Origin of the sequence: Streptomyces sp. NPDC007945 (assembly GCF_042958885.1) — a bacterium.
Classification (GTDB): domain Bacteria; phylum Actinomycetota; class Actinomycetes; order Streptomycetales; family Streptomycetaceae; genus Streptomyces.
The window spans coordinates 412,871-437,717 of record NZ_JBIBJV010000003.1 but is presented as its reverse complement, the minus strand read 5'-3'; the positions used below and the strand labels follow the sequence as shown (position 1 = coordinate 437,717).

The 24,847-nt window shown below is 73.8% G+C and carries 24 protein-coding genes and 1 riboswitch; of the genes, 7 read left to right on the top strand and 17 right to left on the bottom strand.

The annotated features are described in order from the left end of the window. Positions 1-13: 13 nt before the first annotated feature. Genes ACFZCF_RS12785 through ACFZCF_RS12765 form a run of 5 tightly spaced genes read right to left on the bottom strand, consistent with a single transcriptional unit; the run spans position 14 to position 4,043 of the window. Positions 14-652 carry a hypothetical protein gene (locus tag ACFZCF_RS12785; protein ID WP_388442830.1) on the bottom strand — a complete coding sequence of 213 codons (639 nt, stop codon included), beginning with the start codon at positions 650-652 and terminating at the stop codon, positions 14-16. After that, entirely contained in the window at positions 649-2,097 is a 1,449-nt protein-coding gene (locus tag ACFZCF_RS12780; RefSeq protein ID WP_391286523.1) for an AMP-binding protein, read from the bottom strand. The genes ACFZCF_RS12785 and ACFZCF_RS12780 overlap by 4 nt, the downstream gene beginning before the upstream one ends. 1 nt (position 2,098) lies before the next feature. Further along, on the bottom strand, positions 2,099-2,797 hold the full coding sequence (locus tag ACFZCF_RS12775; RefSeq protein WP_388442824.1) for an SDR family NAD(P)-dependent oxidoreductase: 699 nt from the start codon (positions 2,795-2,797) through the stop codon (positions 2,099-2,101). A 5-nt stretch (positions 2,798-2,802) separates the two neighbouring features. Further along, positions 2,803-3,696 (bottom strand): GNAT family N-acetyltransferase, encoded by an 894-nt coding sequence (locus ACFZCF_RS12770; RefSeq protein ID WP_388442821.1) that lies wholly within the window; start codon positions 3,694-3,696, stop codon positions 2,803-2,805. A 35-nt stretch (positions 3,697-3,731) separates the two neighbouring features. Continuing rightward, a complete protein-coding gene (locus ACFZCF_RS12765; protein WP_362184843.1) occupies positions 3,732-4,043 on the bottom strand; it encodes a hypothetical protein in 312 nt (103 codons plus the stop codon). Positions 4,044-4,557: 514 nt separating this feature from the next. On the opposite strand from ACFZCF_RS12765, the gene ACFZCF_RS12760 reads away from it, so the two are divergent. Together ACFZCF_RS12760 and ACFZCF_RS12755 are read left to right on the top strand one after the other, a co-directional pair. Continuing rightward, positions 4,558-4,737, top strand: a complete 180-nt coding sequence (locus ACFZCF_RS12760) for a hypothetical protein (protein ID WP_391286519.1) — start codon at positions 4,558-4,560, stop codon at positions 4,735-4,737. Between the two features lie 111 nt (positions 4,738-4,848). Next, positions 4,849-5,367 carry a thiamine pyrophosphate-binding protein gene (locus tag ACFZCF_RS12755; RefSeq protein ID WP_391286517.1) on the top strand — a complete coding sequence of 173 codons (519 nt, stop codon included), beginning with the start codon at positions 4,849-4,851 and terminating at the stop codon, positions 5,365-5,367. Between the two features lie 6 nt (positions 5,368-5,373). On the opposite strand, the gene ACFZCF_RS12750 is transcribed toward ACFZCF_RS12755, so the two are convergent. The 3 genes from ACFZCF_RS12750 to ACFZCF_RS12740 all read right to left on the bottom strand — a co-directional run bounded on the left by ACFZCF_RS12750 (position 5,374) and on the right by ACFZCF_RS12740 (position 9,457). After that, the gene (locus tag ACFZCF_RS12750; RefSeq protein WP_391286515.1) at positions 5,374-6,432 is read right to left on the bottom strand and encodes a LuxR C-terminal-related transcriptional regulator; all 1,059 of its coding nucleotides are present in this window, start codon (positions 6,430-6,432) and stop codon (positions 5,374-5,376) included. Positions 6,433-6,659: 227 nt separating this feature from the next. After that, the gene (locus ACFZCF_RS12745; protein ID WP_391286513.1) at positions 6,660-8,870 is read right to left on the bottom strand and encodes an FG-GAP-like repeat-containing protein; all 2,211 of its coding nucleotides are present in this window, start codon (positions 8,868-8,870) and stop codon (positions 6,660-6,662) included. Positions 8,871-8,977: 107 nt separating this feature from the next. Continuing rightward, positions 8,978-9,457, bottom strand: a complete 480-nt coding sequence (locus ACFZCF_RS12740; protein WP_391286511.1) for a TrmO family methyltransferase — start codon at positions 9,455-9,457, stop codon at positions 8,978-8,980. Positions 9,458-9,622: 165 nt separating this feature from the next. Here ACFZCF_RS12740 and ACFZCF_RS12735 point away from each other — a divergent pair, with 165 nt between their 5' ends. Continuing rightward, entirely contained in the window at positions 9,623-10,519 is an 897-nt protein-coding gene (locus ACFZCF_RS12735) for an NAD-dependent epimerase/dehydratase family protein (RefSeq protein WP_388442803.1), read from the top strand. Between the two features lie 14 nt (positions 10,520-10,533). On the opposite strand, the gene ACFZCF_RS12730 is transcribed toward ACFZCF_RS12735, so the two are convergent. The 7 genes from ACFZCF_RS12730 to ACFZCF_RS12700 all read right to left on the bottom strand — a co-directional run bounded on the left by ACFZCF_RS12730 (position 10,534) and on the right by ACFZCF_RS12700 (position 16,209). Beyond that, a complete protein-coding gene (locus tag ACFZCF_RS12730; RefSeq protein ID WP_391286509.1) occupies positions 10,534-10,971 on the bottom strand; it encodes an iron chaperone in 438 nt (145 codons plus the stop codon). A 160-nt stretch (positions 10,972-11,131) separates the two neighbouring features. Next, positions 11,132-11,542 carry a VOC family protein gene (locus ACFZCF_RS12725; RefSeq protein WP_388442797.1) on the bottom strand — a complete coding sequence of 137 codons (411 nt, stop codon included), beginning with the start codon at positions 11,540-11,542 and terminating at the stop codon, positions 11,132-11,134. A gap of 143 nt (positions 11,543-11,685) precedes the next feature. Further along, complete coding sequence (locus ACFZCF_RS12720) at positions 11,686-13,020, bottom strand: hypothetical protein (protein ID WP_388442794.1); 1,335 nt, start codon at positions 13,018-13,020, stop codon at positions 11,686-11,688. A 282-nt stretch (positions 13,021-13,302) separates the two neighbouring features. Then, complete coding sequence (locus tag ACFZCF_RS12715; RefSeq protein ID WP_391286506.1) at positions 13,303-13,659, bottom strand: GntR family transcriptional regulator; 357 nt, start codon at positions 13,657-13,659, stop codon at positions 13,303-13,305. Between the two features lie 2 nt (positions 13,660-13,661). Next, the gene (locus ACFZCF_RS12710; protein ID WP_391286504.1) at positions 13,662-14,675 is read right to left on the bottom strand and encodes a DUF1648 domain-containing protein; all 1,014 of its coding nucleotides are present in this window, start codon (positions 14,673-14,675) and stop codon (positions 13,662-13,664) included. Between the two features lie 115 nt (positions 14,676-14,790). Beyond that, entirely contained in the window at positions 14,791-15,666 is an 876-nt protein-coding gene (locus tag ACFZCF_RS12705; RefSeq protein WP_391286502.1) for an alpha/beta fold hydrolase, read from the bottom strand. Positions 15,667-15,768: 102 nt separating this feature from the next. Continuing rightward, a complete protein-coding gene (locus ACFZCF_RS12700) occupies positions 15,769-16,209 on the bottom strand; it encodes a MarR family winged helix-turn-helix transcriptional regulator (protein WP_388442783.1) in 441 nt (146 codons plus the stop codon). 92 nt (positions 16,210-16,301) lie between these two features. Between ACFZCF_RS12700 and ACFZCF_RS12695 the strand changes: the two genes are divergently transcribed. After that, positions 16,302-16,649, top strand: a complete 348-nt coding sequence (locus tag ACFZCF_RS12695; RefSeq protein WP_388442780.1) for a DoxX family protein — start codon at positions 16,302-16,304, stop codon at positions 16,647-16,649. Between the two features lie 123 nt (positions 16,650-16,772). On the opposite strand, the gene cobN is transcribed toward ACFZCF_RS12695, so the two are convergent. After that, positions 16,773-20,372 carry a cobaltochelatase subunit CobN gene (gene cobN, locus ACFZCF_RS12690; protein ID WP_388442777.1) on the bottom strand — a complete coding sequence of 1,200 codons (3,600 nt, stop codon included), beginning with the start codon at positions 20,370-20,372 and terminating at the stop codon, positions 16,773-16,775. A gap of 39 nt (positions 20,373-20,411) precedes the next feature. Beyond that, positions 20,412-20,537: riboswitch (cobalamin riboswitch) on the bottom strand. An 87-nt stretch (positions 20,538-20,624) separates the two neighbouring features. On the opposite strand from cobN, the gene ACFZCF_RS12685 reads away from it, so the two are divergent. Genes ACFZCF_RS12685 through ACFZCF_RS12675 form a run of 3 tightly spaced genes read left to right on the top strand, consistent with a single transcriptional unit; the run spans position 20,625 to position 24,066 of the window. Further along, the gene (locus ACFZCF_RS12685) at positions 20,625-21,938 is read left to right on the top strand and encodes a cobalamin biosynthesis protein CobG (RefSeq protein ID WP_391286499.1); all 1,314 of its coding nucleotides are present in this window, start codon (positions 20,625-20,627) and stop codon (positions 21,936-21,938) included. 2 nt (positions 21,939-21,940) lie between these two features. Next, complete coding sequence (locus ACFZCF_RS12680) at positions 21,941-22,576, top strand: precorrin-8X methylmutase (protein WP_388442772.1); 636 nt, start codon at positions 21,941-21,943, stop codon at positions 22,574-22,576. After that, positions 22,573-24,066 carry a precorrin-2 C(20)-methyltransferase gene (locus ACFZCF_RS12675; protein ID WP_391286496.1) on the top strand — a complete coding sequence of 498 codons (1,494 nt, stop codon included), beginning with the start codon at positions 22,573-22,575 and terminating at the stop codon, positions 24,064-24,066. The genes ACFZCF_RS12680 and ACFZCF_RS12675 overlap by 4 nt, the downstream gene beginning before the upstream one ends. A gap of 49 nt (positions 24,067-24,115) precedes the next feature. Here the strand turns inward: ACFZCF_RS12675 and ACFZCF_RS12670 are convergent, their stop codons facing one another. Beyond that, on the bottom strand, positions 24,116-24,838 hold the full coding sequence (locus ACFZCF_RS12670; RefSeq protein WP_388442766.1) for a cobalt-precorrin-6A reductase: 723 nt from the start codon (positions 24,836-24,838) through the stop codon (positions 24,116-24,118). Positions 24,839-24,847 lie beyond the last annotated feature (9 nt).

Below are 24,847 nucleotides of genomic sequence, written 5' to 3'. Positions count from 1 at the left end.
ATGTGCTGTCTCCTCAAAGGGACTTGATGGTCTTGATGCGGCTCGGTGCGAGGTACGTGAGGCCGCTGGCCGCGTTCTCGAAGAGGCCGAGTCCGGCCTGGAAGCGGCAGTCGCTGCCGATGACGACCTCCGGGGCCACGGTGCACGCGAGCCCGAAGAAGTTGTCGTCGCCGACCTCGACGCTGTTGCCGCAGTGGAAGTTGGGCGCGAGGAAGTTGTTCGAGCCGAGGCGCGAGTGGTGTCCGACGCTGCTGAGGTAGTTGAGGACGTTGAAGTCCCCGAGGGACACGTTCACGCCGAGGTAGTTGTCCGGGCCGATGACGTTGCCGACGCCCCGCAGCGCGCCCGGGTCGACCCGGGACGTGGGGTGGACGACGTTCTCGGCCGCGAGGCCGTGCTTCACGACGACCTCGTCGATGAGCCGGCGCCGTACGGCGGTGTCCGAGACGGCGAGCACCACGGGGGTGCCGGGCTCCCACACGACCTCGTCCAGGGCGGTGCACAGCTCCGCCGGGGCGTGCGCCGTCTCGCCGTCCACGACGACGTGGCGCACGACGCGGTACGTCTCGGGTCCGGCGGCGGAGGCGTCGGCCACGTACCGGGCGACCTCCAGGGCGAACTTGCCCGCCCCGAGGAAGACGAGCTCCTTCATGCGCGGATCCTCTGCTTCTTGAATCGTTCGGACATCCGCAGCTCCTCGACGAGGTTCACCTTGGCGGGCAGCTTGAAGGGCTCGACCTTGCCCTCCAGGAACTCGTGGACGTGCCGGCGGGCCTCGGCCCGGGTCATCGCGCCGCTCGGCTTGATGTCGACGCACACGGACTGGCCGGTGATCGAGTTCGGCCGGCCGTAGACGACGCAGTCGTCGATGAGCGGGCTGCCGAGCAGGATCGACTCCAGCTCCAGCGGCAGGACCTTCTCGCCGCCCACGTTGATGACCTCCTTGGCCCGGCCCTTGACCTTGAGGAAGCCGTCCTCCTTCTCCTCGACGAGGTCGCCGGTGCGGAACCAGCCGTCCTCGGTCAGCGAGTCGTCGGGGTAGTTGAGGTAGCCCATGAACTGGGTGCGGCTCTTGAGCTGCAGCTCGCCGTCCACGATCCGGTACTGCACGTTCTCGTCGGAGATCCGGAAGTACGTGCTCTCCGAGGACTCGCTGGTGGTCGCGGAGATGCCGGTCTCGCTGGTGCCGAAGGTCTGCAGCAGCCGGGCCCGCGGCAGCGCCGTGTGCAGGCGCCGCAGCAGCTCCTCGGGCATGGGCTCGGTGCCGTACGAGATCATCCGCAGGCTGCTCAGGTCGTGCTTGCGGTGGTAGTCGCCGATGAGGATGAGGTTGAGGAAGGTCGGGCTGGTGGGGAGCAGCCGGATGCCGTGCTCCTCGATCAGCGCGCAGATCTCCTCCGGGGTGCGCCGGGCCGGCAGCACCGCCGTCCCGTTGACCTTGAAGACGCCCAGCAGCGAGTTGATGCCGCCGATGTGGTCGAAGAGCAGGAACATCAGGATGTTCGTGGTCCGCGAGCCGACCCGGGCGCCGGAGCCGGCCTTCTCCGCGACGAGGGTGTCGAGGTTGTGCAGGATCGCCTTGGGCGCGCCCGTGCTGCCGCTGCTCAGCAGGACGAGGCCCGCCGCGCCCGCTTCGACGAGCGGGCGGTACGCCTCCGCGGTCGCCGCCCCGGCCTCCGCGCCCGGCCCGGCGCCGCCGGCCATGGGCTCGACGACGAGCTCGGAGCCGTCGTCGGCGACCTTCACCAGGTGGCGCGGGGCGCAGGAGTCGTTGACGGTGCGCAGGGCGCCCTCGGTGATCGCGACCAGCGGGACCACGACGTTCCGGTTCAGGTAGAGGGCCAGCAGGGCGGCGATGGAGCCGAACGAGAAGTCGGCGTTGAGGACCACCGCCTCGTGCGGGGCGACGCCCCGCTCGCGCAGCCGGTCCGCCGTGGTGCGGATGGCGTGGGCCAGCTCGCCGTAGCTGTGCGTCCGGCCCTTGTCGATGACGGCGGGGCGGTCCCCCAGCCGGGCGAACCTCTCCGCCAGTGCGTCGCGGCCGTCCGGCGCGCCGTGGCCGTCCGGCGCCTCGCGACCGTCCAGTTCGTCGCTCATGTCAGTGGACTCCCCCCAGGAAGAGCGTTTCTCCGGTGACGAATCCGGATTGCTCGGAGATCAGGAAATCGACGGGTCCGAAGAGGTCCGCCATCGTGCACATCCGCTTGATGGCCTGCCGGTCGATCAGGGAATCGACCATGCCCGCGGGCAGGGTGCGGGTCAGCACGGTCCGCACCGGGGGCAGCCCGATGCCGTTGACGCGGATGCCGAAGCCGGCCAGCTCCTTGCTCATGACCCGGGTCAGCTGCTCGACGGCGCTCTTGCTCGCCGAGTACGCGAGCTGCCCGTCGAGCGCCCACGGCACCGCGACCGTGGTGACGTTGAGGATCGCCGAGGAGGGACCGGGGCTCTTCTGCAGCAGCTTGGCCGCCTCCCGGCAGGAGTTGAGCACCGCGAAGAAGTTGATGTCGAAGATGTCCCGGACGGTCTTCTCCGGGGTCATCATGAAGTGGTTCATGCTGGACGTGCCCGCGTTGTTGACGAGGGCGTCGAGGTGGCCGAACTCCCGGCGCACCTCGCGGAACATGGCCCGCAGCGCCTTCGCGTCGGTGAGGTCCACCTCGTGGTGCCGGTAGCCGGGGTGGTCGACCGTCGACGGCCGGCGGCTGCATCCGACGACCTGGTGGCCCTGCTCGACGAGGTGCTCGGCGAGCGCCTTGCCGACCCCCGACCGCGTGCCGGTGACAAGAATGTTCATCGTCGTCAGTGCAGCCGGTAGCCGATGAGCAGGGGCAGCGAGTAGAGGGCGGGCCGCATGTCTTCGGGCTCCAGGGTCTTGGACTTGAACTGCGAGGGGACCGCGCGGGGGACCAGGCGCGTGAAGGCGGGCCGCCTGCCGGCCGCCGCGGTGTCCGCGAGTTCCGCCTCGTCGATGACGGTGAAGGCGAGGCCGAGCCGGAGGCACCAGCGGATCCGCAGGTGGTCGAGCGCCTCCAGGAGCATCGGCTTGTCGCTGACGTACAGGAGGCGGCCGAAGGGCACGAACCGGCCCAGGCGCAGCTTCTTGAGGATCACGTACAGGTACTCGGAGCTGTCCTTCCTGGTGATCAGGAAGTGCCGGCAGCGGAGGTCGGCGTGGTCGAGGAAGATCCGCCGGTCGGACTCGTCGAGGTGCTGCGCGATGACGTGCTTGCGGGTCTCCACCCGGAAGCCCCGGCCGAGGCTGCGCGGCGTCGGCACCGGCAGGAACTGCCGGACGCCCGTCTCCAGGTCCTCCCAGCCGAACTTCTTGCTGATGTCGTACACCGCCTGGGTGGGCGTGTAGTTGACCAGGGTCACCTTGCGCAGGGACGTGACCGGAAGGAAGAGCCGCAGGCTCTCGTGGCGGTACTCCTCCTTCACGTACCAGCTGTGGATCTCGCAGAACTTGTGCGGCTCGCCCCGCACCTCCCGCTCGGTGAAGAGCGTGCCGAGGAAGCCCACGACCTCGTCGCCGTCCTCCATGACGTAGCCGTAGTAGCCCTCGCTGCCGCCCCAGACCGGCTGGAACATCCGCCGGCGCCACTCGAAGGGGATCCACGCGGAATTCAGCGTCGATCCCTTGAGGAGCAGGTAGACCTTGTACAGGTCCCCCTCCAGGGCCTTTCTCACCGTCACCGACATGTTCTCGCCTCTCCGCGGGGACCCGGCCGTCAGGCCGCGGTCGTCTCCGCGTTCTCGTTCATCTCTTCCTCGATGAACTCGATGAGCCGGCTGACGCGGCTGAACGGGCTCACCCGCCGGGAGACGGCCTTCTCCGAGGTCAGGGAGATCTCCACGTCGAATTCGTCCTCGATCGCCTCTTCCACGAGCGTGAGGAAATTGACGAGGTGCATCGAATCGAATACGCCGGCGTCTCCGTAGAGGCTGACGTTGAGGAGATCGCCCGTGGGGATCTTCTCGTCCCGCCGTTCATTGACCTCGGCCACGACGTTCCCGATGAGGCCGACAAGACGCTCGCGCATCGTTTCTTCCCTTTCTGATTCCACGCACTCAACGCGTTCTACGTTCAAGACAGGCAGGTCGGAGCAGGGTCCGGGTCTCCTGCTCGATACGGCCGGTGAGGCAGAGCTCTCCGCGCGGCACGCCCTTCCGGATCTCTGAATCGGGGAAGCGGCGAAGCTTTCGACCCGGGGCGAGAAGGCGGTCCGGACCGGTCCGAGAACTCCCCTTCCCGGTCCGGGCAACAAAGCGCGCAACCCCTCCGGGACGACCCCTTTGGAGGGCGTCCCGGATCCGTGGGGATCAGCGGCGAGTGATTTCTATACGCAGTCGGCGCCGGAGATCCAGGGGGTTGTCCGCATGACGAGACCCCGCCGAGATCTTTGTCCGGTTTCGCCGCCGAAGTGGTCTGGCGCATCTGCGACTGTCGCGGATGCGGCACCCGGAACCGGTGTCTCCGGAGTGCCGCGTGCAGCAGAGTCGTCCGTGTCAGCAGGCGGCTCGTCCGCCCGAACGCCGAACGTGAGGAATACAGCTGTGCCCCGTCTTCGCAGCGCATGGTCGCCCGTCGTCCTCAGTGCCCTCGTCGTGGCGTTGTGCAGCGTCGACCTGGGCCAGGGCGGCGCGGGCCACGGCACCTCCGGCTCGGCGTCGGGGCCGGCGTCCGACGGTCCCGACGCCGACGCCGCCCTCTCCCTCGACCTCGGCTGGGACTGAGCCGGCGCCCCCGCCGCCACCGCGGGGCACGGCGACTCCCCCGTCCGTGCCCCGGACACCCCGTCCCCCCGGCGGTGGCCCCGACGACGCAGCCCACCGAGACCGGAACCCATGACCACCACACCCGGAACCGTCCCGCCGCAGAACATCGATCTCGCCGAGGCCGTGCTGCTCACCCTCGCCCGCCTGGGCTTCGGCAACTTCACGGGAGTCCCGTGCGCGATGCTCCAGGGGTTCTTCCGGCTCCTGGAGGGCGCGCCGCGGAGCCCGTACCCCGAACTCCGGGACCTCGTCTACCTGCCCGCACCGCACGAGGACGCGGCCATCAGCATGGCCACCGGCATGGCCCTGACCGGCGGTGACGCCGCCGTGTTCCTGCCGCACGCGGGGCCCGGCCACACGCTCGGCGCGCTCACCGCGCTGAACCAGGCCTACGAGGTGCCGCTCCTGATGGTCGTCGGGCGCCCGGGGAAGGCCGCCGTGGAGGAACCCGACTGTCTGGACGCGCAGTTCGCCCCGCCCGGCGTCGTCCTCGACCCGCTGCGCCCCGAGGAGGCCGTCGGGGAGTGCTACCGGCTCATGCAGCGGACCAGGCGCCCCGCCGTCCTGATCGTGACCGAGCCGCTGTGACGCCGCTCAGGACGCCCCGGCGCCGTCCGCCACGGGCTCGTCCTCCCGGAACGAGCGGTCGAGCAGCCCGTGCTTGTGGATCAGATAGCCCGCGTGCAGCCGGTTCCGGGCGCCGAGCCTGGCCATGATCTCCGACAGGTGGCGCTGGCAGGTCCGGATGGACACGCCCAGCTTCCTGGCGATCACCTTGTCGTCGTCGCCCTCGACCAGGAGCCGCAGCAGCGCCTGCTTGAACTCCTCGGAGGCGTCCACCACTTGGGCCCGCTGCTGCTGGAGCGGGAACTCGGCGGCGGTGTTCCACGTGTTCTCGAAGATCTCCGTCATGAACTCCAGGACGCTGCACTCCCGGACCACCACCGCGCCGTGCGGAAGGCCGGGCAGGTTGATGAGCGCCGCCTCGCGGTCGAAGATCAGCAGTCGGGAGACGACACCGCTGGCGATCCGCACCTCGGCGCCCAGCTCGCTCACCATGCGCACGTAGTCGACGGTCGTGCCGTCGAACCGGGCCGAGTGCTGGTAGAGGGTGCGCATCCGCACCCCGCGCCCCAACAGCCGCACCGTGCGCTCGTGCGCCTCCGAGATGCTGCCCGGCGGGCGGCTGCCGCCCGGCTGCACGGTGAGCACCTCCTCCTTGGCGCGCGCCGCGAGCTCGGTGATCACCTGCCGGGTGGTGGCCAGGTCCGAGAGGTACTGGAAGGCCGGCTGCTCCAGCTGCGACAGCACCCCGGACTCGTACGCCGGCATCATCGCCAGGATCCGGGCGAAGGACTGCCCCATCTCCCGCTGGCTCTCGCGCAGTTGGCGGATCGCCGGCATCAGCAGCTGCGCGCCGGCGGTGGCCGGGGGAACCGCGCACAGACGGGTTCCCTCGGGGTCGACGCTGCGCAGCAGCCGGAGTTCGCGGAGGTTCCTGACGACGTCCCGGGCGGTCTCCTGGGGGGCGTCCAGGATCTGCGCCAGCTCGTCCTCCGTCACGTGCTCGCGGGGCACCGCGTACGCGTACGCGGCGTACTCCAGCTGCGCCTCCCCGGTGGCGTGCATCAGTTCAAGCCGCGCGACAGTCATGCAACCAGCCCCTAGATCACTCAGATCAGAACCAGCTCGCCCCGTTGCGAACCCCCCAGTCACCTGCGGGTTCCCCCGAGCGTAGAAGATCTGACGGAGAAAGCCACGCCCTTCCACCATCCGGACACCGCCATCTCGGTGTCCGATTCCCGGTGTTGCCCGGTGCGGGGCAGGCACGAGGGCACCTCGCGGAGCCGGCGAGGTGCCCCCGTGCACGGCCGGTGCCGTCAGAACACGAGGTCCGAGGCGTTCATCGTGACCTGCTCCAGGAACATGGTCTCGCCGGTCCGGAACGGCGCCTTCCAGTCGCCGGTGCTCCGGTACAGCCGCGACGGCTCCCAGGACACGGGGAGGCCCATGAGGTCCGGGCGCCCGTCGCCGTTCGCGTCGCCCGCGGCGATCAGCGGGCGGAACGCCTGCCAGCCGCCGCCGATCCGCGTGCGCGGCGCGAAGGTGCCGTCCCCCTTGCCGAGGTAGAGCCAGAGGACGCCGTCCTTGTCGCGGGCGACGAGGTCGCCCGCGGCGGCGCCGGCGATGTTGCCGACGGCCGTGATGTCGTTGTGCACCCCCCAGCCGGTGCCGATCTTCTTGCGGGTGAGGAACGGCTTCGTGGCGCTGCCGGTGCCGGTGTAGAGCCAGAGCGCGCCGGACCGGTCGGTGGCGAGCGCGTCCGCGCGGCCGTCGCCGGTCAGGTCGCTGCCGGCCGTGATCTTGTCGTAGACCTGCCAGCCACCGCCGACCTGGACGCGACCGGCGAAGTTGCCGGTGCCCTTGCCCTGGTACAGCCACAGCACGCCGGACCCGTCGCGGGCCAGGAGGTCGCCGACCGGCGTGCCGCCCAGGTCGCCGGCGGCCTCGAGCCGGTCGTAGGCGCCCCAGCCCGAACCGAGGTAGGTCCGGGCGCCGGCCTCGTGGATGCCGCGGCGCTCGTCGATCGGACGGTAGAAGAGGTCGGTACGCCACAGGCGGCCGGCGGAGTCCCGGCTGAGCAGGTCGGGGCTGCCGTTGTCGTCGTAGTCGTGCGGCTGGACCTTGCGGACGACCTCGAAGGCGCCCTTGGCGGTGACGGCAGGGCCGATGCCGTTGACCGGCTCGCCGGTGAACTCCCAGGTGTAGTCCCCGTTGGGGACGTCCGCGTCCCGGTTGCTGTCGACCCAGGCGAACCCCGGGGTGCTGGTGGACCAGCTCCCGGTGGTGAGGTCGGTGATCTTCCCGGTCCGCACGTGGCGGACGGTGAGCTTCGGGTTCCCCACCTCGCGGGAGAGCGTCCACCGGAAGACGAAGCCGTCGGTCCTGTCGAGGTCGAGGACGGCCGGGGGCACGGTGGAGGCCGTCGCGACGACCTCGGTGGGCTCGCCGGTCGCCGCGATCAGCTCGGCCTTCACGGTTCCGTCGCCCGCGTCCGCGATCCGGTACACACCCTCGCCCTCGCCGACGAGGCCGCCCCGCGCGTACAGGCTGCCGTCGGGGGCCGACGTGAACTCGTAGGCGTGGTCGAGCACCTTGACCGTCGCCCCGGTGACGACGTTGTGGGCGGTGACGGCGTGGTGGACGCTCGGCTGGGTGAAGCCCATGCCGCCCTTCTGCCCGTACAGCACCCAGTCGCCGGCCAGGCCCACCTGGAGTTTGCCGAGCGCCTGCGCCTGGGAGACCGGGGCCTCCCGCACCTCGCCGGTGGCCCGGTCCGCGACGCGGACCCGGAGCGTCCCCACGCCCTCGAACCAGGCGGTACGGGTCGCGGAGACCGCCGTGGCGTGGATCCCGGGGGCCCCGAGGGTCACGGCGCCGGTGGCGAGGTCGAGGAGGCCCCACCCGCCCAGTCCGCCCCGTGTGAAGGAGACCTTGGCGTGGGCGGGGGTGGCGGGCGTGACCATGATGAGCGTCGCGTCGGCGGGAAGGCCGGTGACCGTCACGGCGGGGGCCTCGTCGACGTGCTTGCGGAGCTCCGTGCCCGCCTCGGTCTCGACGGTCGTGAAGACCGCGTCACCGGCCGCACCCGCCCACTTCGCGTCCCCCTGGAGGGTTCCGACGGGGACTTCGAGGATGCCGTTCGTCGCCAGGTTCCGCTGCGTGATCTTGCCGCCGCTCCGGAAGACCAGGAAGTCGGTCGTCGGCGTCGACCGCAGGTACACGGCGGGGGAGTCGTACGCCGTCCCGGAGCCGTCCGAGTAGCGCCGGAAGGTCGAGACGCCGTCGTTCGAGGTCGTCAGGAAGCCGGTCACCCCGGCCCCGGTGAGCTTGCTGCCCGCGGGGTACGCGACCGGGTCCGCGGTCGCCGCGGCGCCGGCGGTCACCGGGCCGGCCGTGAGCGATCCGCCCGCGGCCGGGGAGGCGTGGGCGGGAGCGGTCAGCGCGGTCGCTCCGAGCGTGACGGCGAGCACGGTGGTGACGGCGCAGGCGAGCCGCCGTCGCGTCGAACGGGCCAGGGGCACGGACATTCCTCCTGATAACACCAGGAACATCAGGCGCACCATGCGCCTCACCCGTTGAGACCTTCGAGCCGTCGAATGGTTGTACGCGCGAAGGCCGTTCCCCGGGACCGGCGTCAGTAGTAGTCGCGCATGATCTCGGTGGCCCAGGCGGGCTGGGTCGTGGTGCCGCGCGGGCCGAACTCGGCCATGTAGGGCTTGATGTCGAGGACCGGGGTGCCGTCGACGGCGTCGAGGCCCTCCACGTGCACCTCGCGGCCGTAGACGCGCAGCAGTCGGCAGCGGGAGACGCCGAGGCGGTTGGGCCGGTTCTTGCCGCGCTGGGCGAAGATGCCGACCAGCGGCCAGTCGGTGTTGCCGCGGGGGTGCCGGGCGCCCGTCTCCACCTTCTCCGGCGGGACCCGGTCGAAGTGGTAGACGACCTCCACGTGCGAGAAGGCGTCGAGGCCGGCGAGCGCGTCGGCGCCGAACCGTTCGTCCAGGCGGATCACCGCCGCCACCCCGCCCCACTCGTCGTCCAGAACCTCGGCCCGGCCCCCGACCACCCGGCCGACGGGCTCGGAGACGATCTCCAGGGGCGTGCTGTTCTCGGTCATGCGCGCACCGAACCCTCCACCGGCGGGGCGATCCGGGGACCGGATCACGGACGCCTCACCGTACGCCCGAAAGGGTGTGACCCGGATCACTTTTTCGAATGGCTCCGGCTGTCACGCACCGCCGGGCCGTCCGGTCATGAGGGTGTAGCCACCTGGAGGTTGACCATGAGGATCCTGCTCGCCGGTGCCACCGGCGCCATCGGCCGCCCGCTGACCCGCGCCCTCGTCCGGGACGGGCACGAGGTGCTGGCCCTCGCCCGCTCGGACGGTTCCGCGGAGACGGTACGCGCCCTGGGCGCGACGCCCGTGCGGGCCGACGCGCTCGACCGGGAGGGGCTGCTGCGGGCGCTCGACGGTCTGACCGCCGACGCGGTGGTCCACCAACTGACCGCGCTCAAGGCGCCCCGGCTGAGGCTCACCGCCGACGACCCCAGCAACGTCCTGCGGGAGCGCGGCACCGCGCACCTTTTGGAGGCGGCGGGCGTGCTGGGGGCGGGCCGTTTCGTCACCCAGTCCCTGGTCCTGGGCTACGGCTACCGCGACCACGGCGAGCGGCCCGTCACCGAGGAGGACCCGTTCGGGGTGCGCGGCGGCACGGTCGCGGACCACGTGATCACCGGCCTCGTGGAGGCGGAGGGCCGGCTGTTCGCCGCGGACCACGTGGCGGGCACGGCGCTGCGGTACGGCGTCTTCTACGGCCCCGGCACCTGGTTCGACCCGACGCCCGGCACCCGGCCGTTCCCGGTCCCGAGGGGCGGCGGCGGCACGATGTCGTGGGTCCACGTCGAGGACGCGGCCGAGGCGACCGTCGCCGCGCTGGAGCGGGGCCGCGCGGGCGAGGCGTACAACATCGTCGACGACCGTCCGTCCACCTGGGGCGAGCTGTCGGCCGCCCGCGGCGGCCGCCGCCTCGTCCTCCCCGGCCGGCTCCTGCGCCTGGCCGTCCCCTATCTGGGCGCCCTCATGCTCGACACCCGCCTCCGCGTCTCCCACGCCAAGGCCACCCGCGACCTCGGCTGGGCGCCGCGCCACCCGGACCACCGGGCGGGCATGCGGGCCTGACCCGCGGGCGGGGCTCAGGCGGCGGCGCGCTCGATGAGGGCCTCGATGCGGGCCTCGACCTCGGGGGTGAGGGCGGTGAGGGCGAAGGCCGTGGGCCACATGTCGCCGTCGTCGAGGGCGGCGGAGTCGTTGAAGCCGAGGGTGGCGTAGCGGGCCTTGAACTTGGCGGCGCTCTGGAAGAAGAGGACGACCTTGCCGTCCTTGGCATAGGCGGGCATGCCGTACCAGGTCTTGGCGGCGAGCTCGGGGGCGACCTTCTTGACCAGGGCGTGGACGCCCTCGGCGAGCGCCCGGTCGTCGTCCGTCATCTCGGCGATCTTCGCGAGGAGGTCGGCCTCGGCGTCGGCGGCCTTGCCGCGGGCCTTGGCGGACTTCAGCTCCTTCGCCCGCTCCTTCATCGCCGCCCGCTCGTCGTCGGTGAAGCCGTCGTTCTTCGTCGCCCTGGTGGTCATGACCGGTCCCCTCGTTCGTCGCGTCCGTGGTCGTCCCGCGGTGGTTCCAGGCTAGGTTCCGGGGTTTCCGGGTGCTTCTCCGAAACTGACCGGGTGCAGTCCCGCCGTTCCCGGAGCCGTATCGCCTCCGTGCGGGCCCGGGCCCAGCCGGGGCGGCACATCAGCGGAGTTCCTGGATGCGGATCAGGTTGCCCGCCGGGTCGCGGAAGGCGCAGTCGCGGATGCCGTACGGCTGCTCGGTCGGCTCCTGCACGATCTCGGTGTCGCCGGCGGAGACCTTCGCGAAGACGGCGTCGAGGTCGGGGGTGGCGAGGAGGATCCAGCCGTACGTGCCCTTCGCCATCATCTCCGTGATGGTGCGGCGCTCGTCCTCCGTGATGCCGGGGTCGACGGCCGGCGGCGCGAGGAGGATCGAGGTGCCGGGCTGTCCGGCGGGTCCGACGGTGATCCAGCGCATCTTCCCCTGGCCGACGTCGCTGCGGACCTCGAAGCCGAGGACGTCGCGGAAGAAGGCGAGGGAGGCCTCGGGGTCCTCGTGCGGGAGGGCGGTGGTGTGGATGGTGATGTCCATAGGGCCGAAGGTAGTTGGCCGGATCGGTGCGCGCTTCTCGGTTCCTGACCGTGTCGGCGCCCGGGGGGGGCGGGCGGGTCGTGGAGCGGCCGTACCCGGGCGGAGACGGCCGTACGGGGGCCGTACCGCGGTCGTACCAGGGGCTAGACGGCCGCGCCGGAGCCACCCGGACCCGCCGTGTCGGCGCGTGCCGGTTCCCCGGGCGGCCCGCCCGCCAGGAAGTCCGTCACCGCCAGCGCGAAGAGCAGGGCGAGCGCCAGGCCGATCACGACCCAGCCCGTCGGGTGCGGCCACAGGACGAAGGCGAGGGCCGCGCCGGCGACCAGGATCCACACGATCCAGGTGCGGAAGCGGCGGACGAAGCCGCCGACCGGGCCGAGCCGCAGGCCCGCCCGGTCGGCCGTCGAGCGGGTCGCCGTGATGCCCGAGCCCCACAGGCGGCGCGCCAGGACGGCCGGTCGGCTGGGCCCCGTCAGCCAGGCGGCCAGCGCGACCAGCACGCCGAGGACGGCGCACACCCGGACCGAGGTGCGCAGGAAGCGGATCAGGGTGTCGTAGACGGAGCCCGCGGCGGCCGGGGAGACGGAGGCGGGCAGCGCGTTCAGGTAGACCGTGCGGAAGACGGTGAGCGCGATCCCGAGGACGACCGCCGCCACGGCGAGGCCGAGGGCCGCGGCGACCAGCGTCCGGCGCCTGCGGACCGCGAGCAGCACCCCGCCGGCCAGGAACAGGACGGCGATCACGGGCAGCCACACGCCGAGGGTCTGGAGCAGCGCGAAACCGGTCTTGGCCTTCCCGATGTCGTCGGAGCGCAGCACGGTGAAGTCGGTGTGCACCTCTGGGATCTTCCCGGCGGCGGTGAGGCCGGAGTCGACGAGGCGTTCCTTGACGCCTTCGACGACGGGCGCGAGGTCGATCGTCACCGCGTCCGTCTCGATCTTCACCGCCCCGTCCTGGTCGCCCGTCAGGGCCCGGTCGAGGGAGGTGTGGATCGTGCGGTTGGCGTCGGTCCAGATGGTCTCGAAGGCCGGGGAGGCGACGACGTCCTGGGCCCGGTCGTGGACGAAGCTCCTGAGCGCGCCCTCCAGGGAGCCGCCGAGCTTCCCCAGCGCCTTCTCCACCAGCGGCCGCTGGTCGGGGGCGACGTCCTCCAGGAGCGCGGGCAGGTCGATGTGGTCCATGACCGCGTCGGTGGCCCGGTTCGCCACCGCCGCCTGCACGTCGGGGTCGGAGGCGAGCGGCTGCACCGTCCGCACGTAGCGGTCGGTGTCGCCGAGGAGATCGGCGGTCCAGGCGGCGACGAGGCCGAGGGGCACCAGCACGCAGCCGATGACGACCAGCAGCCCGGAGAAGAAGGAACGCAGGCGGTGGTGCTCGCGCCGCGGCCGGCCCGGGGCGGCACCGCCCTCCAGGGCCGCGACCCGGGCCCGCAGCCTGGTGAGTTCGTCGTCGCCGCTCGCGCCGGCCGGTGTGCCCATGGGGCCCACCCTGGGGGCGGCGGGCGGCCCCGGCGCCCCGGGCAGGACCGAACGGGTGAGCCGGCGAGGTACGGGCCCCGGGCGGGTTCCTCCGGAGCGGCGGCTCGGGGTGGGGCGGCGGGGGCCCGGGGTGCGGGTGCCGGGGCGCGGGCGGACGGATCGCGGGTCGCGGGGGGGGCGGGTTGCGGGCGGGCCGGGGCGCGGGGTGCCGGGGCGCGGGCGGGCGGATCGCGGGGCGCGGGCGGGCCGGGTCTCCGGTCGGCCGGGCCGCCCGGCCGCCGTTCAGCCCAGGCTGGTACGGGCCAGGTCGAGGAACTCCGCCTCGCTGAGGCCCAGTTCGCGGGCCTCGGCGGCGGCCTCGCGGAGCCGGGTGACGAGCCGGGCCCGGTCGGGGGCGGCGGCGCCGGGGACGATGAGGGCGCCGCGGCCCCGGCGGAGCTCGATGAGGCCCTCCTCGCGGAGCCGCTGGTAGCCGCGGAGGACGGTGTGGACGTTGACGCCGAGGGAGTCGGCGAGTTCGCGGGCGGCGGGAAGCCGTTCGCCGGGGGCGGCGGTGCCGTCGGCGAGGGCGCCGCGGACGCAGCCGGCGATCTGGTCGCCGAGCGGGACGGCGGAGGCGGGGTCGACGCGGAAGAGCACGGTCAGAGCCTTCCACGTCGTTCGACGAGGGTGTTGAGGAGGGCGGCCGCGGTCCGGGCGTCGGGCACGGTGACGGCGAACTCGCGGCCGTTCCCGCGCCGGACCACCAGCGCCTCGCCGGAGCGCAGGACCACGCCGGAGCGGTGGGCGCGGACCCGGTAGCCCCAGCCGCCGAACTCGCGCAGGGCGTGGATGTCGCGGGTGTCGGCGGCGGCGATGTCGGCGAGCGGCACGTGGACGCGGGGCCGGGGGGTGAGCGTGGAGCGGACGGTGAGCCCGTGCCGGTCGACGCGGACGCGGACCCGGGCGAGGGCGAGCCCGGGCACGCCGACGGCGAGCGCGACGAGGAGCAGCGGCCACGGGCCGAGCAGGGCGGCGACGCCTCCGGCGGCGAGGAAGAGCAGGCCGAGGGCGGTGAGCGGGGCGGAGGCGGTGGCCCGGGACCAGCCGGCGACCTCCCCCGCGCCGAGGTCGAGCCGGGGCGCGTCCGGCTCGGCCTCCGCGTCGGCCGCGTCGTACTCCTCCGGCGGGACGAGCCGGGAGAGGGCGTGGCCCGCGAGGGCGAGGACCGCGCCGGCGGCGGCCGCGACGGCGAGGTGGGAGAGCGGGGAGGTGACGGCGGCGGGGTCGGCCGCGTCGACGTTGTCGCCGACGACGAGGCAGAGCAGGGTGCCGGTGAAGCCCGCGGTCAGCCAGGCTCCCCAGAGCGCGTTGCGCCGGACGAAGACGGTCCAGGCGGCGCCGAGGGCGAGCAGCAGGCCGGTGCCGACGGCGGCGAAGGCGCCCCGGCCGGTGAAGCCGTCGGCCTCCCCGCCGGGGGAGAAGTGGGTGGCGAGCCGGTCGGGGAGCCGGTCGGACCAGAGGGCGCAGAGCAGCAGGTACGCGGCGGCGGCGAGCACGAAGGGGAGGGCGGCGAGAAGGCGGAGCCGGCGGGGGACACGGAGGACGGCGGGGCGCGGGGGCCGGGGGCGCGGGGCTCCGGGGCGCGTGGCTCCGGGGCGGTGGGCGTCGGTCATGGAAACCTCCTTTGTTCGTACTCTACTAGAACAAGTAAGATTTCTACCGGCGTGGTCCCGCCCGTCCTCCGGATGCGACGGCCCACCGCCGGCCGTCGCACGGGCCGTGGCTCGCTCAGCCCTCCAGGACCGTCCGCAGCGCCTTCGCGAACTCCTCCGGCGCCCCCTGCTGTCCGAACTCCCCGCCGAGGAAGCCCCCGTGGTGGCTGGGGAAGACGGCGAGGGGGAGACCGAGCCGGTCGGCGAGCGCGGCGGCGGCGCGGGCGGCGAGCTCCTGCTGGGACTCCTCGCCGGCGGCGACGACGATCCGGGTCGTGCCGGCCGCGGCCCCGAGGGCCTCGACGTCGGGGACGTACGAGGTGCAGCCGCGCAGGTTCCGGCCGAGCAGCGGGTCGTCCCGGCGCCCGTCGTCCTCGGTGGGCAGGCCGTACGCCTCCGGCGGCGGGACCGGCAGCCCGGCCCAGTCGGCCGGGATCGGGCCCTGGTGGCTCGTGAGGGCGATGAACTTGGCCATGCCCGCGCCCCAGCCGTCCCGCTGGTAGACGGCGTGCACGTCGGCGCAGGCGGCGAGGGCCTCGGCGCCGTCGGGGACGAGCCCGGCGGCGGGCGGCTCGTGGGCGACGAGGGTGTGCACGACCTCGGGGCGGCGGGCCACCAGGGCCAGCGCGTTGACGGCGCCGCCGCTGCTGGCGAAGAGGTCCACCGGGCCGGCGGCCAGGTCCTCGATCAACCGCGCCAGGTCGTCGGCGTGCTCCTCCGGCCGGATCTCCGTCGGGGCGCCCTCGGCCGTCTCGCTGCGCCCGACACCACGCGGGTCGTAGGTGACGACGGTCCGGTCGGCGAAGTGGGAGGCGAGCGTGGTGAATCCGGTCGCGTCCATCGGGGAGCCGACGAGCAGCAGCGGGCGCGGGTCCGCGCCGGTGCCGGGGCGGACGTCGTAGCGCAGGGTCGCGCCGGCGGTGTCCAGGGTGCGGGTGGTGGTCTCGGCCATCGTTCTCTCCTCCGTGCGGTGCTCTCACGGGGGTAGACGGCCGGGGGCCGGCGGACTCATCGGCCGGCCGGCGCTTTTTCCTCTTTCCTGCGGACTCCTCGGCTACGCGCCGCAGTCGTGGTCGGCCGGGTCGACGACCACGCGGTCCAGGAGGCCGCGGAGCAGGGTCCGTTCGGCCTCGGTGAGGTCGGCGAAGAGCTCGCGCTCGGCCTCGGTGACGGCCTGGTCGACGCGGTCGAGGACGGCCGCGCCGGCCGGCGTGATCTCCACGATGTGGCGGCGCCTGTCCGCCGGGTCGCGGCGGCGCTCGGCGAGGCCGGAGGCCTCCAAGTCGTTGAGGATCGCGACCAGTTGGCTCGGGTCCACTTCCATGGCGGCGGCCAGGTCGCGCTGGCCCATGGGCGCGGGGGCGAGCTGCATGAGGGTCATCGCGTGGCGCGGGGGCAGCCCGGCGACGCCCAGGGCGGAGCGGATGCGCGCGCCGGTGAGCTCTCCGCGGAAGGAGAGGAGGAAACCGAGGCGGTCGGTCGGGAGGGCTGCCATGCGGTCCACCGTAACAACAACCACATTGTGGAGCGTAAGAAATCGTTGTTACGCTTCAACGATTTCCGTCCCCGGATCGTTGGAGTGTCCCCATGTTCGTCGGTTACGTCGTCCTCGCCGCCCTGCTCGCGCTCGCCATGACCGGCTCCGCCGTCGCGACCTTCACCCGCAATCCGGCGGTCGTCGGGAGCATGGAGAAGGTGGGCGTGCCGGACGGATGGCTGCCGTGGCTGGGCACGGCGAAGATCGCGGGGGCGCTGGGGCTGCTCGCGGGCCTGGTGGTCCCGGCGCTGGGTGTCGCCGCGGCGGTGGGGCTGGTCCTCTACTTCATCGGCGCGGTGATCGCCCACCTGCGCGTCAAGGACTACGCCGTGGCGCCCGCCGTCGTCCTGACGCTCCTCCCGGCCCTGGCCCTGGTCCTCCGCGTGGCCACCGCCTGATCCCCGCCCCCTGCGGAACCCGCTCCCCCGCCGGGCCGGGGCACGACGCACCGAACCCGCACCCCGGGGACGGCTCCCTGGCGGTGCGGGTTCAGGCGGGTGCGGGTTCGGGCGCGGCGGTGGCTAGGCGTCGTCCTCCAGGTCGCCTTCGGTTTCGAGGAAGACCTGGCGGAGGGCGGCCAGCGTCTGCGGGTCCGGCTTCTCCCACATGCCGCGCGACTCCGCCTCCAGGAGCCGCTCGGCGATGCCGTGCAGGGCCCAGGGGTTGGCCTCCTTGAGGAAGGCCTGGTTGGTCTCGTCGAGGACGTACTCCTGGGTGAGCTTGTCGTACATCCAGTCGGCGACGACACCGGTCGTGGCGTCGTAGCCGAAGAGGTAGTCGACGGTCGCCGCCAGCTCGAAGGCGCCCTTGTAGCCGTGGCGGCGCATCGCCTCGATCCACCGCGGGTTCACCACCCGGGCGCGGAAGACCCGGGAGGTCTCCTCGACGAGCGTCCGGGTCCGGACGGTCTCGGGGCGGGTCGAGTCGCCGATGTACGCCTCGGGGGCGGTGCCCCGCAGCGCCCGCACGGTCGCCACCATGCCGCCGTGGTACTGGAAGTAGTCGTCCGAGTCGGCGATGTCGTGCTCACGGGTGTCGGTGTTCTTCGCCGCCACCGCGATCCGCTTGTACGCGGTCTCCATCTCGTCGCGCGCCGGCCGGCCTTCGAGCCCTCGCCCGTACGCGTACCCGCCCCACACCGTGTACACCTCGGCGAGGTCGGCGTCGGTGCGCCAGTCCCGCGAGTCGATCAGCTGGAGGATGCCCGCGCCGTACGTGCCGGGCCGGGAGCCGAAGATGCGCGTGGTGGCGCGGCGCTCGTCGCCGTGCTCGGCGAGGTCGGCCTGGGCGTGCGCGCGGACGTAGTTGGCGTCGGCGGGCTCGTCGAGGCCCGCGACCAGCCGGACGGCGTCGTCGAGGAGGCCGATGACGTGCGGGAACGCGTCGCGGAAGAAGCCGGAGATGCGCAGCGTCACGTCGACGCGCGGGCGGCCCAGCTCCTCCAGGGGGATCGGCTCCAGGCCGTTGACGCGGCGCGAGGCCTCGTCCCACAGCGGGCGGACGCCCAGCAGGGCCAGCGCCTCGGCGACGTCGTCGCCGGCGGTGCGCATCGCGCTCGTCCCCCACAGGGAGAGGCCCACCGAGGTCGGCCACTCGCCGTTGTCCTCGCGGTAGCGGGTCAGCAGCGAGTCGGCGAGCGCCTGGCCGGTCTCCCAGGCGAGCCGGGACGGCACCGCCTTGGGGTCGACGGAGTAGAAGTTCCGGCCGGTCGGCAGCACGTTGACCAGGCCGCGCAGCGGCGACCCGGACGGGCCGGCGGGCACGAAGCCGCCGTTCAGGGCGTGCACGGCGTGGGTCAGCTCGTCGGTGGTGGCGGCGAGGCGCGGCACGACCTGCTCGCAGGCGAAGCGGAGCACGTCGTGGACCTCGGAGCCGTACGCGGCGGCCACCGCGGGGACCGCGTCCACCGTCCAGCCGGCGGCCTCCATCGCCTCGACGAGCTCGCGGGCCTTGGCCTCTGCCTCGTCGGCGGTCGTGCGGGTGGCGGCCGACTCGTCCAGGCCGAGCGCCTCCCGCAGACCGGGCAGCGCCTGCGTGCCGCCCCAGATCTGGCGGGCGCGGAGGATGGAGAGGACCAGGTTGACCCGCTCGGGGCCGGTGGGCGCGCCGCCGAGGACGTGCAGGCCGTCGCGGATCTGGGCGTCCTTGACCTCGCACAGCCAGCCGTCGACGTGCAGCAGGAAGTCGTCGAAGCCGTCGTCCTCCGGGCGCTCCTGCAGGCCGAGGTCGTGGTCGAGCCTGGCGGCCTGGATGAGGGTCCAGATCTGGGCGCGGATCGCCGGGAGCTTCGCCGGGTCCATGGAGGAGATCTGCGCGTACTCGTCGAGGAGCTGCTCCAGGCGTGCGATGTCGCCGTACGAGTCGGCGCGGGCCATCGGCGGCACGAGGTGGTCGACGAGGGTGGCGTGGACGCGGCGCTTGGCCTGGGTGCCCTCGCCCGGGTCGTTGACGAGGAACGGGTAGACCAGCGGCAGGTCGCCGAGGGCCGCGTCGGGGCCGCAGGCGGCGGACAGGCCGGCGTTCTTGCCCGGCAGCCACTCCAGGTTGCCGTGCTTGCCGAGGTGCACCATCGCGTCGGCGCCGAAGCCGCCGTCCTCCGCGCGGGCCGCGATCCAGCGGTAGGCGGCCAGGTAGTGGTGGGAGGGCGGCAGGTCGGGGTCGTGGTAGATCGCGATCGGGTTCTCGCCGAAGCCGCGCGGCGGCTGGATGAGGACGAGGAGGTTCCCGCGCCGCAGCGCGGCGAGCACGATGTCGCCCTCCGGGTTCCGCGACCGGTCGAGGAACATCTCGCCGGGCGCCGGGCCCCAGTGCTCCTCGACCTTCTCGCGCAGCTCGGCCGGGAGTTCGGCGTACCAGCGCTTGTAGTCGGCGGCCGGGATGCGGACCGGGTTCTTCGCCAGCTGCTCCTCGGTGAGCCAGTCCTGGTCGTGGCCGCCGGCCTCGATGAGGGCGTGGATCAGCTCGTCGCCGTCACCGGAGACCAGGCCCGGGAGGTCGGCCTCGGGCCCGAAGTCGTACCCCTCCTCGATCAGCCGGCGCAGCAGGGCGACGGCGGAGGCGGGGGTGGCGAGGCCGACGGCGTTGCCGATGCGGGAGTGCTTGGTCGGGTACGCGGAGAGGACGAGCGCCAGCCTCTTCTCGGCGTTCGGGATGTGCCGGAGGCGGGCGTGGCGGACGGCGATGCCGGCGACGCGGGCGGCGCGCTCGGCGTCGGCGACGTACGCGGGCAGGCCGTCGGCGTCGATCTCCTTGAAGGAGAACGGGACGGTGATGAGCCGGCCGTCGAACTCGGGGACGGCGACCTGGCTGGCCGCGTCGAGCGGCGACAGTCCCTCGTCGTTCTCCTCCCAGGCGGCGCGCGAACCGGTCAGGCACAGCGCCTGCAGCACCGGCACGTCGAGCGCGGCGAGCGCGCCCGCGTCCCAGGCCTCCTCGTCCCCGCCGGCCTGCGCGGCGGCCGGCTTGGTGCCGCCGGCGGCGAGGACGGTGGTGACGATGGCGTCGGCCCCGCGGAGCCGGGCGAGCAGCTCCTCCTCCGGGGCGCGCAGCGAGGCCACGTACAGCGGGAGGGCGCGGGCCCCGGCGTCCTCGATCGCGTCGCAGAGCGCGCCGACGAAGGCGGTGTTCCCGCTCATGTGGTGGGCGCGGTAGTAGAGCACGGCGACCGTCGGGCCCTCGGTGACGCGGGCGGTGCGCTCCAGCGGGCCCCAGGTGGGGGCGGCGGCGGGGGCCTCGAAGCCGTGGCCGGTGAGGAGGACGGTGTCGGAGAGGAAGCGGGCCAGCTGCTCCAGGTTGGCGGGGCCGCCGTGCGCGAGGTAGGCGTGCGCCTCGGTGGCGACGCCGATCGGCACGGTGGAGGCGGCCATCAGCTGGGCGTCGGGTGCCTGTTCGCCGCTGAGGACGACGACCGGCTTCCCGGTGGCGAGGACCGCGTCGAGGCCCTCCTCCCAGGAGCGGACGCCGCCGAGGAGGCGGACGACGACGAGCTCGGCGCCGTCGAGGAGGCCGGGGAGGTCGGCGAGCGGCAGCCGGGAGGGGTTGGCGAAGCGGTACTCCACCGGCCCTCCGGCCGCACGGGCGCTGAGCAGGTCGGTGTCGGAGTGCGACAGCAGCAGGAGCATGGCGGGGCTCGGGCCTTCCTCGGGGTTGTCCGCGCCCCGGGTGGTCGATGGACGGCAGGAGTTCCTGACTCACCCGTGCCGTCGCCGGTACGGGCTCACAGTGGCGGGACCGCGCCGGAATCTCACCGGGCTTCCTCCCCGGGGTCCTGGGACCCCATGCCGATCTGCATAGTAAAGCGTGCCGTCGGCGGGCCGGAGGGGGCCGGAGAGTCGGCCGGATCACACTCGGCGGCCGCCCGGTTCCCCGTGGGTATGCTCGCCGCCATGCCGCCGACCCCGACCACCCCGCCCGAACCGGGCGAAGCGCCGATAAGGGACCGTGGCGACGCGTGCCCGGGGGCGCTCCGGCTGCACGCCGCCGCCGACGGGCTCCTCGCCCGACTCCGCCTGCCCGCAGGTCGATTGACGTCACGTCAGGTGAGTGTCCTGGCCGACGCGGCGGAGCGGATGGGCGACGGGTGCCTCTCCGTCACCTCGCGCGGCAACGCCGAGCTGCGCGGCCTGCGCGACGGCTGCGGCGCCGGTCTCGCCGCGCTCCTCGCCGACGCGGGCCTGCTGCCCTCCCCCACCCACGAGCGGGTCCGGAACATCGTCGCCTCCCCGGCCGCCGGACTCGACGGACTCGGCCACGCCGACGTGCAGTTGTGGGCCCGCGCCCTGGACGCCGCGCTCTGCGCGGAGCCGCGCGCGGCGGCCCTCTCCGGCCGCTTCCTCTTCGCCCTCGACGACGGCCGCGGCGACGTCGCCGGCCTCGGCGGCGATGTGACCTTGATCGCAGCATCGGACGGCGCCGTGCTCCTGACGGCGGGCACGGAGACCTTCCGCCTGCCCGCCGCGCCCCCGGCCCCGGGCCGCGCCGGAGCCGCGCCCGCCGGCGAGACCGGCACCGCCGCCGGAACCGGAGCGGTCCCCGCCGTCTCCGCCGCCCTCGTCTGCGCGCTCGCCTTCCTGGACACCGCCGAGGCCGCCGGGAACGGGGCCTGGCGACCGCGCGAACTCCCGGCCGGGCAGCGTCCGGACTGGGCCGGTGCCCTGGCCAGGGCGGGGATCGGCGCGGAGCCCGTACCCTCCTTCTCCCCTCCCCCGGCCCCGCTCCCGCCCGCACCCGGCCCGCTCGGCGACCGCGCCCTGCACGTCCTCGCCCCCCTCGGCCGGCTGACCGCCGGCCGGCTGCGGGCGCTCGCCGAGGGCGCGGACGAGGTGCGGCTCACCCCGTGGCGCGGGGTCGTCGTGGTGGGCCCGTCCGCGGACCGGCTCCCCGCGCTCGCCGCGCACGGCCTGGTCACCGACCCGGCCGACCCCCGCACCGGCGTCACCGCCTGCACCGGCGCCCCCGGCTGCGCCAAGTCCCTCGCCGACGTGCGGGCGGACGCGGCGCGCGCGCCGGGCGGGCCGCTGCCCGTGCACTACTCCGGCTGCGAGCGCCGCTGCGGTCATCCGCACGGTGCCCGGATCGAGGTCACCGCCCTCGACCCCGACACGTATCTGCTGGACGGCGTCCCCGTCCCCCGTACCGCCCTGGCCGAGGCCGTCGCGGCGGCCCGTACGAAACCGATGGAGAGCTGAGGATGTACGAGTACGAGAAGGACGGCGCCGAGATCTACCGCCGCTCCTTCGCCACGATCCGCGCCGAGGCCGATCTCGGCGGGCTGCCCGGCGACCTCGCCACGGTCGCCGTCCGCATGATCCACGCCTGCGGCATGACGGACCTCGTCCGGGACATCGCGTACTCCCCCGGGGTCGTCGCGAGCGCCCGCACCGCCCTGCGGGCCGGCGCCCCCATCCTCTGCGACGCGCAGATGGTCGCCTCCGGCGTCACCCGCAAGCGGCTGCCCGCCGACAACGAGGTGCTGTGCGCGCTCTCCGACCCGGCCGTGCCGGCGCTCGCCGCCGAACTGGGCACCACCCGCTCGGCCGCCGCCCTCGAACTGTGGCGGGACCGCCTCGAAGGCTCCGTCGTCGCCATCGGCAACGCCCCCACCGCCCTCTTCCACCTCCTGGAGATGATCGCGAAGGGCGCGCCGAAGCCGGCCGCCGTCCTCGGCATCCCCGTCGGCTTCATCGGCGCCGCCGAGTCCAAGGACGCCCTCGCCGCCAACGAGCTCGGCCTCGACTACCTGGTGGTCCGCGGCCGGCGCGGCGGCAGCGCCATCACCGCCGCCGCCCTCAACGCCCTCGCGCACGAACCGGAGATCCAGGCATGAGCACCGTGACCGGCAAGCTGTACGGCGTCGGCCTCGGCCCCGGCGACCCCGAACTGCTCACCCTCGCCGCCGTGAAGGCGATCGCCGAGGCCGACGTCATCGCCTACCACTCGGCCCGCCACGGCCGTTCGATAGCGCGCTCCATCGCCGCCGGGCACATCCGCGAGGACCACGTCGAGGAGCGGCTCGTGTACCCGCTCACCGTGGAGACCACCGACCACCCCGGCGGTTACCGGGGCGCGCTCGACGACTTCTACGAGGAGGCCGCGGCCCGGCTCGCCGCCCACCTCGACGCGGGCCGCACGGTCGCCGTCCTCGCCGAGGGCGACCCGCTGTTCTACGGCTCCTACCAGCACATGCACAAGCGGCTCGCGGACCGGTACGACACCACCGTCATCCCCGGCGTCACCTCCGTCAGCGCCGCCGCCGCCCGGCTCGGCGAGCCGCTGTGCGAGGCCGAGGAGGTCCTCACGATCATCCCCGGCACCCTGCCGGAGGACGAGCTGACGGCCCGCCTCGCGGGCACCGACTCGGCGGTCGTGATGAAGCTCGGCCGCACCTTCCCCGCCGTGCGGCGCGCCCTGGAGCGGGCCGGCCGCCTGGAGGACGCGCACTACGTGGAGCGGGCGTTCATGGCGGGCGAGCGGACGGAGCGGCTGGCGGACGTGGACCCGTCGACGGTCCCGTACTTCTCGGTCGCCGTGCTGCCCTCCCGCGTCGACCGGCCCAACCCCGTGCGGGAGACGGGCGAGGTCACCGTCGTCGGCACCGGTCCGGCCGGTGCCCCCTGGCTGACGCCCGAGTCGCGCGGCGCGCTCGTCAACGCCGACGTGCTCGTCGGCTACACCACCTACCTCGACCGGGTCCCGGTCCTGCGCCCCGGCCAGATCCGGCACGGCTCCGACAACAAGGTCGAGTCGGAGCGGGCCGAGTTCGCCCTCGACCTGGCCCGCCGCGGCCACCACGTCGCGGTCGTCTCGGGCGGCGACCCCGGCGTCTTCGCCATGGCGACGGCCGTCCTGGAGGTCGCCTGCGAGCCGGCGTACGCGGACGTGCCCGTACGGGTCCTGCCCGGGGTGACCGCCGCGAACGCCGCCGCCGCCGCGGCCGGCGCCCCGCTCGGCCACGACTACGCGACGATCTCCCTCTCGGACCGCCTCAAGCCCTGGGACGTCATCGCGGCCCGGCTCCGCGCCGCCGCCGACGCCGACCTGGTCCTCGCCCTCTACAACCCGGGGTCCAGGTCCCGCACCCACCAGGTGGCGGCGGCCCGCGACCTCCTCCTGGAGCTCCGCTCCCCCGACACCCCCGTCGTCGTCGCCCGCGACGTCGGCGGCCCGGAGCAGTCCGTCCGCGTCCTCACCCTGAAGACCCTGGACCCCTCCGAGGTCGACATGCGCACCCTCCTGCTGATCGGCTCCTCCCAGACCCGCGCGGTCGAACGCGGCGACGGCCGCACGATCGCCTGGACCCCGAGGCGCTACGGCTGACCGCCCCGGGTCCTCCGCCGTCGGGCACCCGACGGCGGAGGACCTCCGGTCAGCGGGACAGGGCCCACTCCGCCGCCCGTTCCGGGTCGGCGGCCGTGGTGACGCCCTCCGGGACCGGCGGGCGGCGGACGACGACGACCGGGATGCCCGCCTCGCGGGCGGCGGTGAGCTTGGGCGCGGTCGCGGCGCCGCCCGAGTCCTTCGTGACGAGCACGTCGACGCGGTGGCGGGCGATCAGTTCGCGTTCGCCGTCGAGGGTGAACGGCCCCCGGTCGAGGAGGACCTCGGTCCGCGCGGGCATCGGCGCGGCGGGCGCGTCCACGGACCGCACGAGGAACCACTCGGGACGGTCGGCGAAGGCGGCGAGCCCCATCCGGCCGGTGGTGAGGAACACCCGCCGGAAGCCGTCGAGGGCGCGGGCCGCCTCCTCCAGGGAGGCCACGTCGCGCCAGTCGTCGCCGTCCTCCGGGACCCACCCGGGGCGGCGCAGCGCCAGCAGGGGAACATGGGCGGTGGCGGCCGCCCGGGCCGCGTTGAAGCTGATCCGCTCGGCGAAGGGATGGGTGGCGTCGATGACCGCGTCCACGGCCTGCTCCCGCACCCACGCCGCCAGGCCCTCGGCGCCGCCGAAGCCGCCGATCCGCACCTCTCCGGCGGGCAGCCGGGGCTCCGCGACCCGCCCGGCGAGGGAGCTGGTCACCCGCGCGCGGGGGTGCAGCAGCCCGGCCAGGACGCGGGCCTCGGTCGTCCCTCCGAGAATGAGTACGTGCATAGGAGCCCC

Coding starts and splice junctions, on each gene's coding strand:
- ACFZCF_RS12785 (WP_388442830.1), bottom strand. CDS start 652: ATGAAGGAGCTCGTCTTCCTCGGGGCGGGCAAGTTCGCCCTGGAGGTC.
- ACFZCF_RS12780 (WP_391286523.1), bottom strand. CDS start 2,097: ATGAGCGACGAACTGGACGGTCGCGAGGCGCCGGACGGCCACGGCGCG.
- ACFZCF_RS12775 (WP_388442824.1), bottom strand. CDS start 2,797: ATGAACATTCTTGTCACCGGCACGCGGTCGGGGGTCGGCAAGGCGCTC.
- ACFZCF_RS12765 (WP_362184843.1), bottom strand. CDS start 4,043: ATGCGCGAGCGTCTTGTCGGCCTCATCGGGAACGTCGTGGCCGAGGTC.
- ACFZCF_RS12755 (WP_391286517.1), top strand. CDS start 4,849: ATGACCACCACACCCGGAACCGTCCCGCCGCAGAACATCGATCTCGCC.
- ACFZCF_RS12750 (WP_391286515.1), bottom strand. CDS start 6,432: ATGACTGTCGCGCGGCTTGAACTGATGCACGCCACCGGGGAGGCGCAG.
- ACFZCF_RS12745 (WP_391286513.1), bottom strand. CDS start 8,870: ATGTCCGTGCCCCTGGCCCGTTCGACGCGACGGCGGCTCGCCTGCGCC.
- ACFZCF_RS12740 (WP_391286511.1), bottom strand. CDS start 9,457: ATGACCGAGAACAGCACGCCCCTGGAGATCGTCTCCGAGCCCGTCGGC.
- ACFZCF_RS12735 (WP_388442803.1), top strand. CDS start 9,623: ATGAGGATCCTGCTCGCCGGTGCCACCGGCGCCATCGGCCGCCCGCTG.
- ACFZCF_RS12730 (WP_391286509.1), bottom strand. CDS start 10,971: ATGACCACCAGGGCGACGAAGAACGACGGCTTCACCGACGACGAGCGG.
- ACFZCF_RS12725 (WP_388442797.1), bottom strand. CDS start 11,542: ATGGACATCACCATCCACACCACCGCCCTCCCGCACGAGGACCCCGAG.
- ACFZCF_RS12720 (WP_388442794.1), bottom strand. CDS start 13,020: ATGGGCACACCGGCCGGCGCGAGCGGCGACGACGAACTCACCAGGCTG.
- ACFZCF_RS12710 (WP_391286504.1), bottom strand. CDS start 14,675: ATGACCGACGCCCACCGCCCCGGAGCCACGCGCCCCGGAGCCCCGCGC.
- ACFZCF_RS12705 (WP_391286502.1), bottom strand. CDS start 15,666: ATGGCCGAGACCACCACCCGCACCCTGGACACCGCCGGCGCGACCCTG.
- ACFZCF_RS12700 (WP_388442783.1), bottom strand. CDS start 16,209: ATGGCAGCCCTCCCGACCGACCGCCTCGGTTTCCTCCTCTCCTTCCGC.
- ACFZCF_RS12695 (WP_388442780.1), top strand. CDS start 16,302: ATGTTCGTCGGTTACGTCGTCCTCGCCGCCCTGCTCGCGCTCGCCATG.
- cobN (WP_388442777.1), bottom strand. CDS start 20,372: ATGCTCCTGCTGCTGTCGCACTCCGACACCGACCTGCTCAGCGCCCGT.
- ACFZCF_RS12685 (WP_391286499.1), top strand. CDS start 20,625: ATGCTCGCCGCCATGCCGCCGACCCCGACCACCCCGCCCGAACCGGGC.
- ACFZCF_RS12680 (WP_388442772.1), top strand. CDS start 21,941: ATGTACGAGTACGAGAAGGACGGCGCCGAGATCTACCGCCGCTCCTTC.
- ACFZCF_RS12675 (WP_391286496.1), top strand. CDS start 22,573: ATGAGCACCGTGACCGGCAAGCTGTACGGCGTCGGCCTCGGCCCCGGC.
- ACFZCF_RS12670 (WP_388442766.1), bottom strand. CDS start 24,838: ATGCACGTACTCATTCTCGGAGGGACGACCGAGGCCCGCGTCCTGGCC.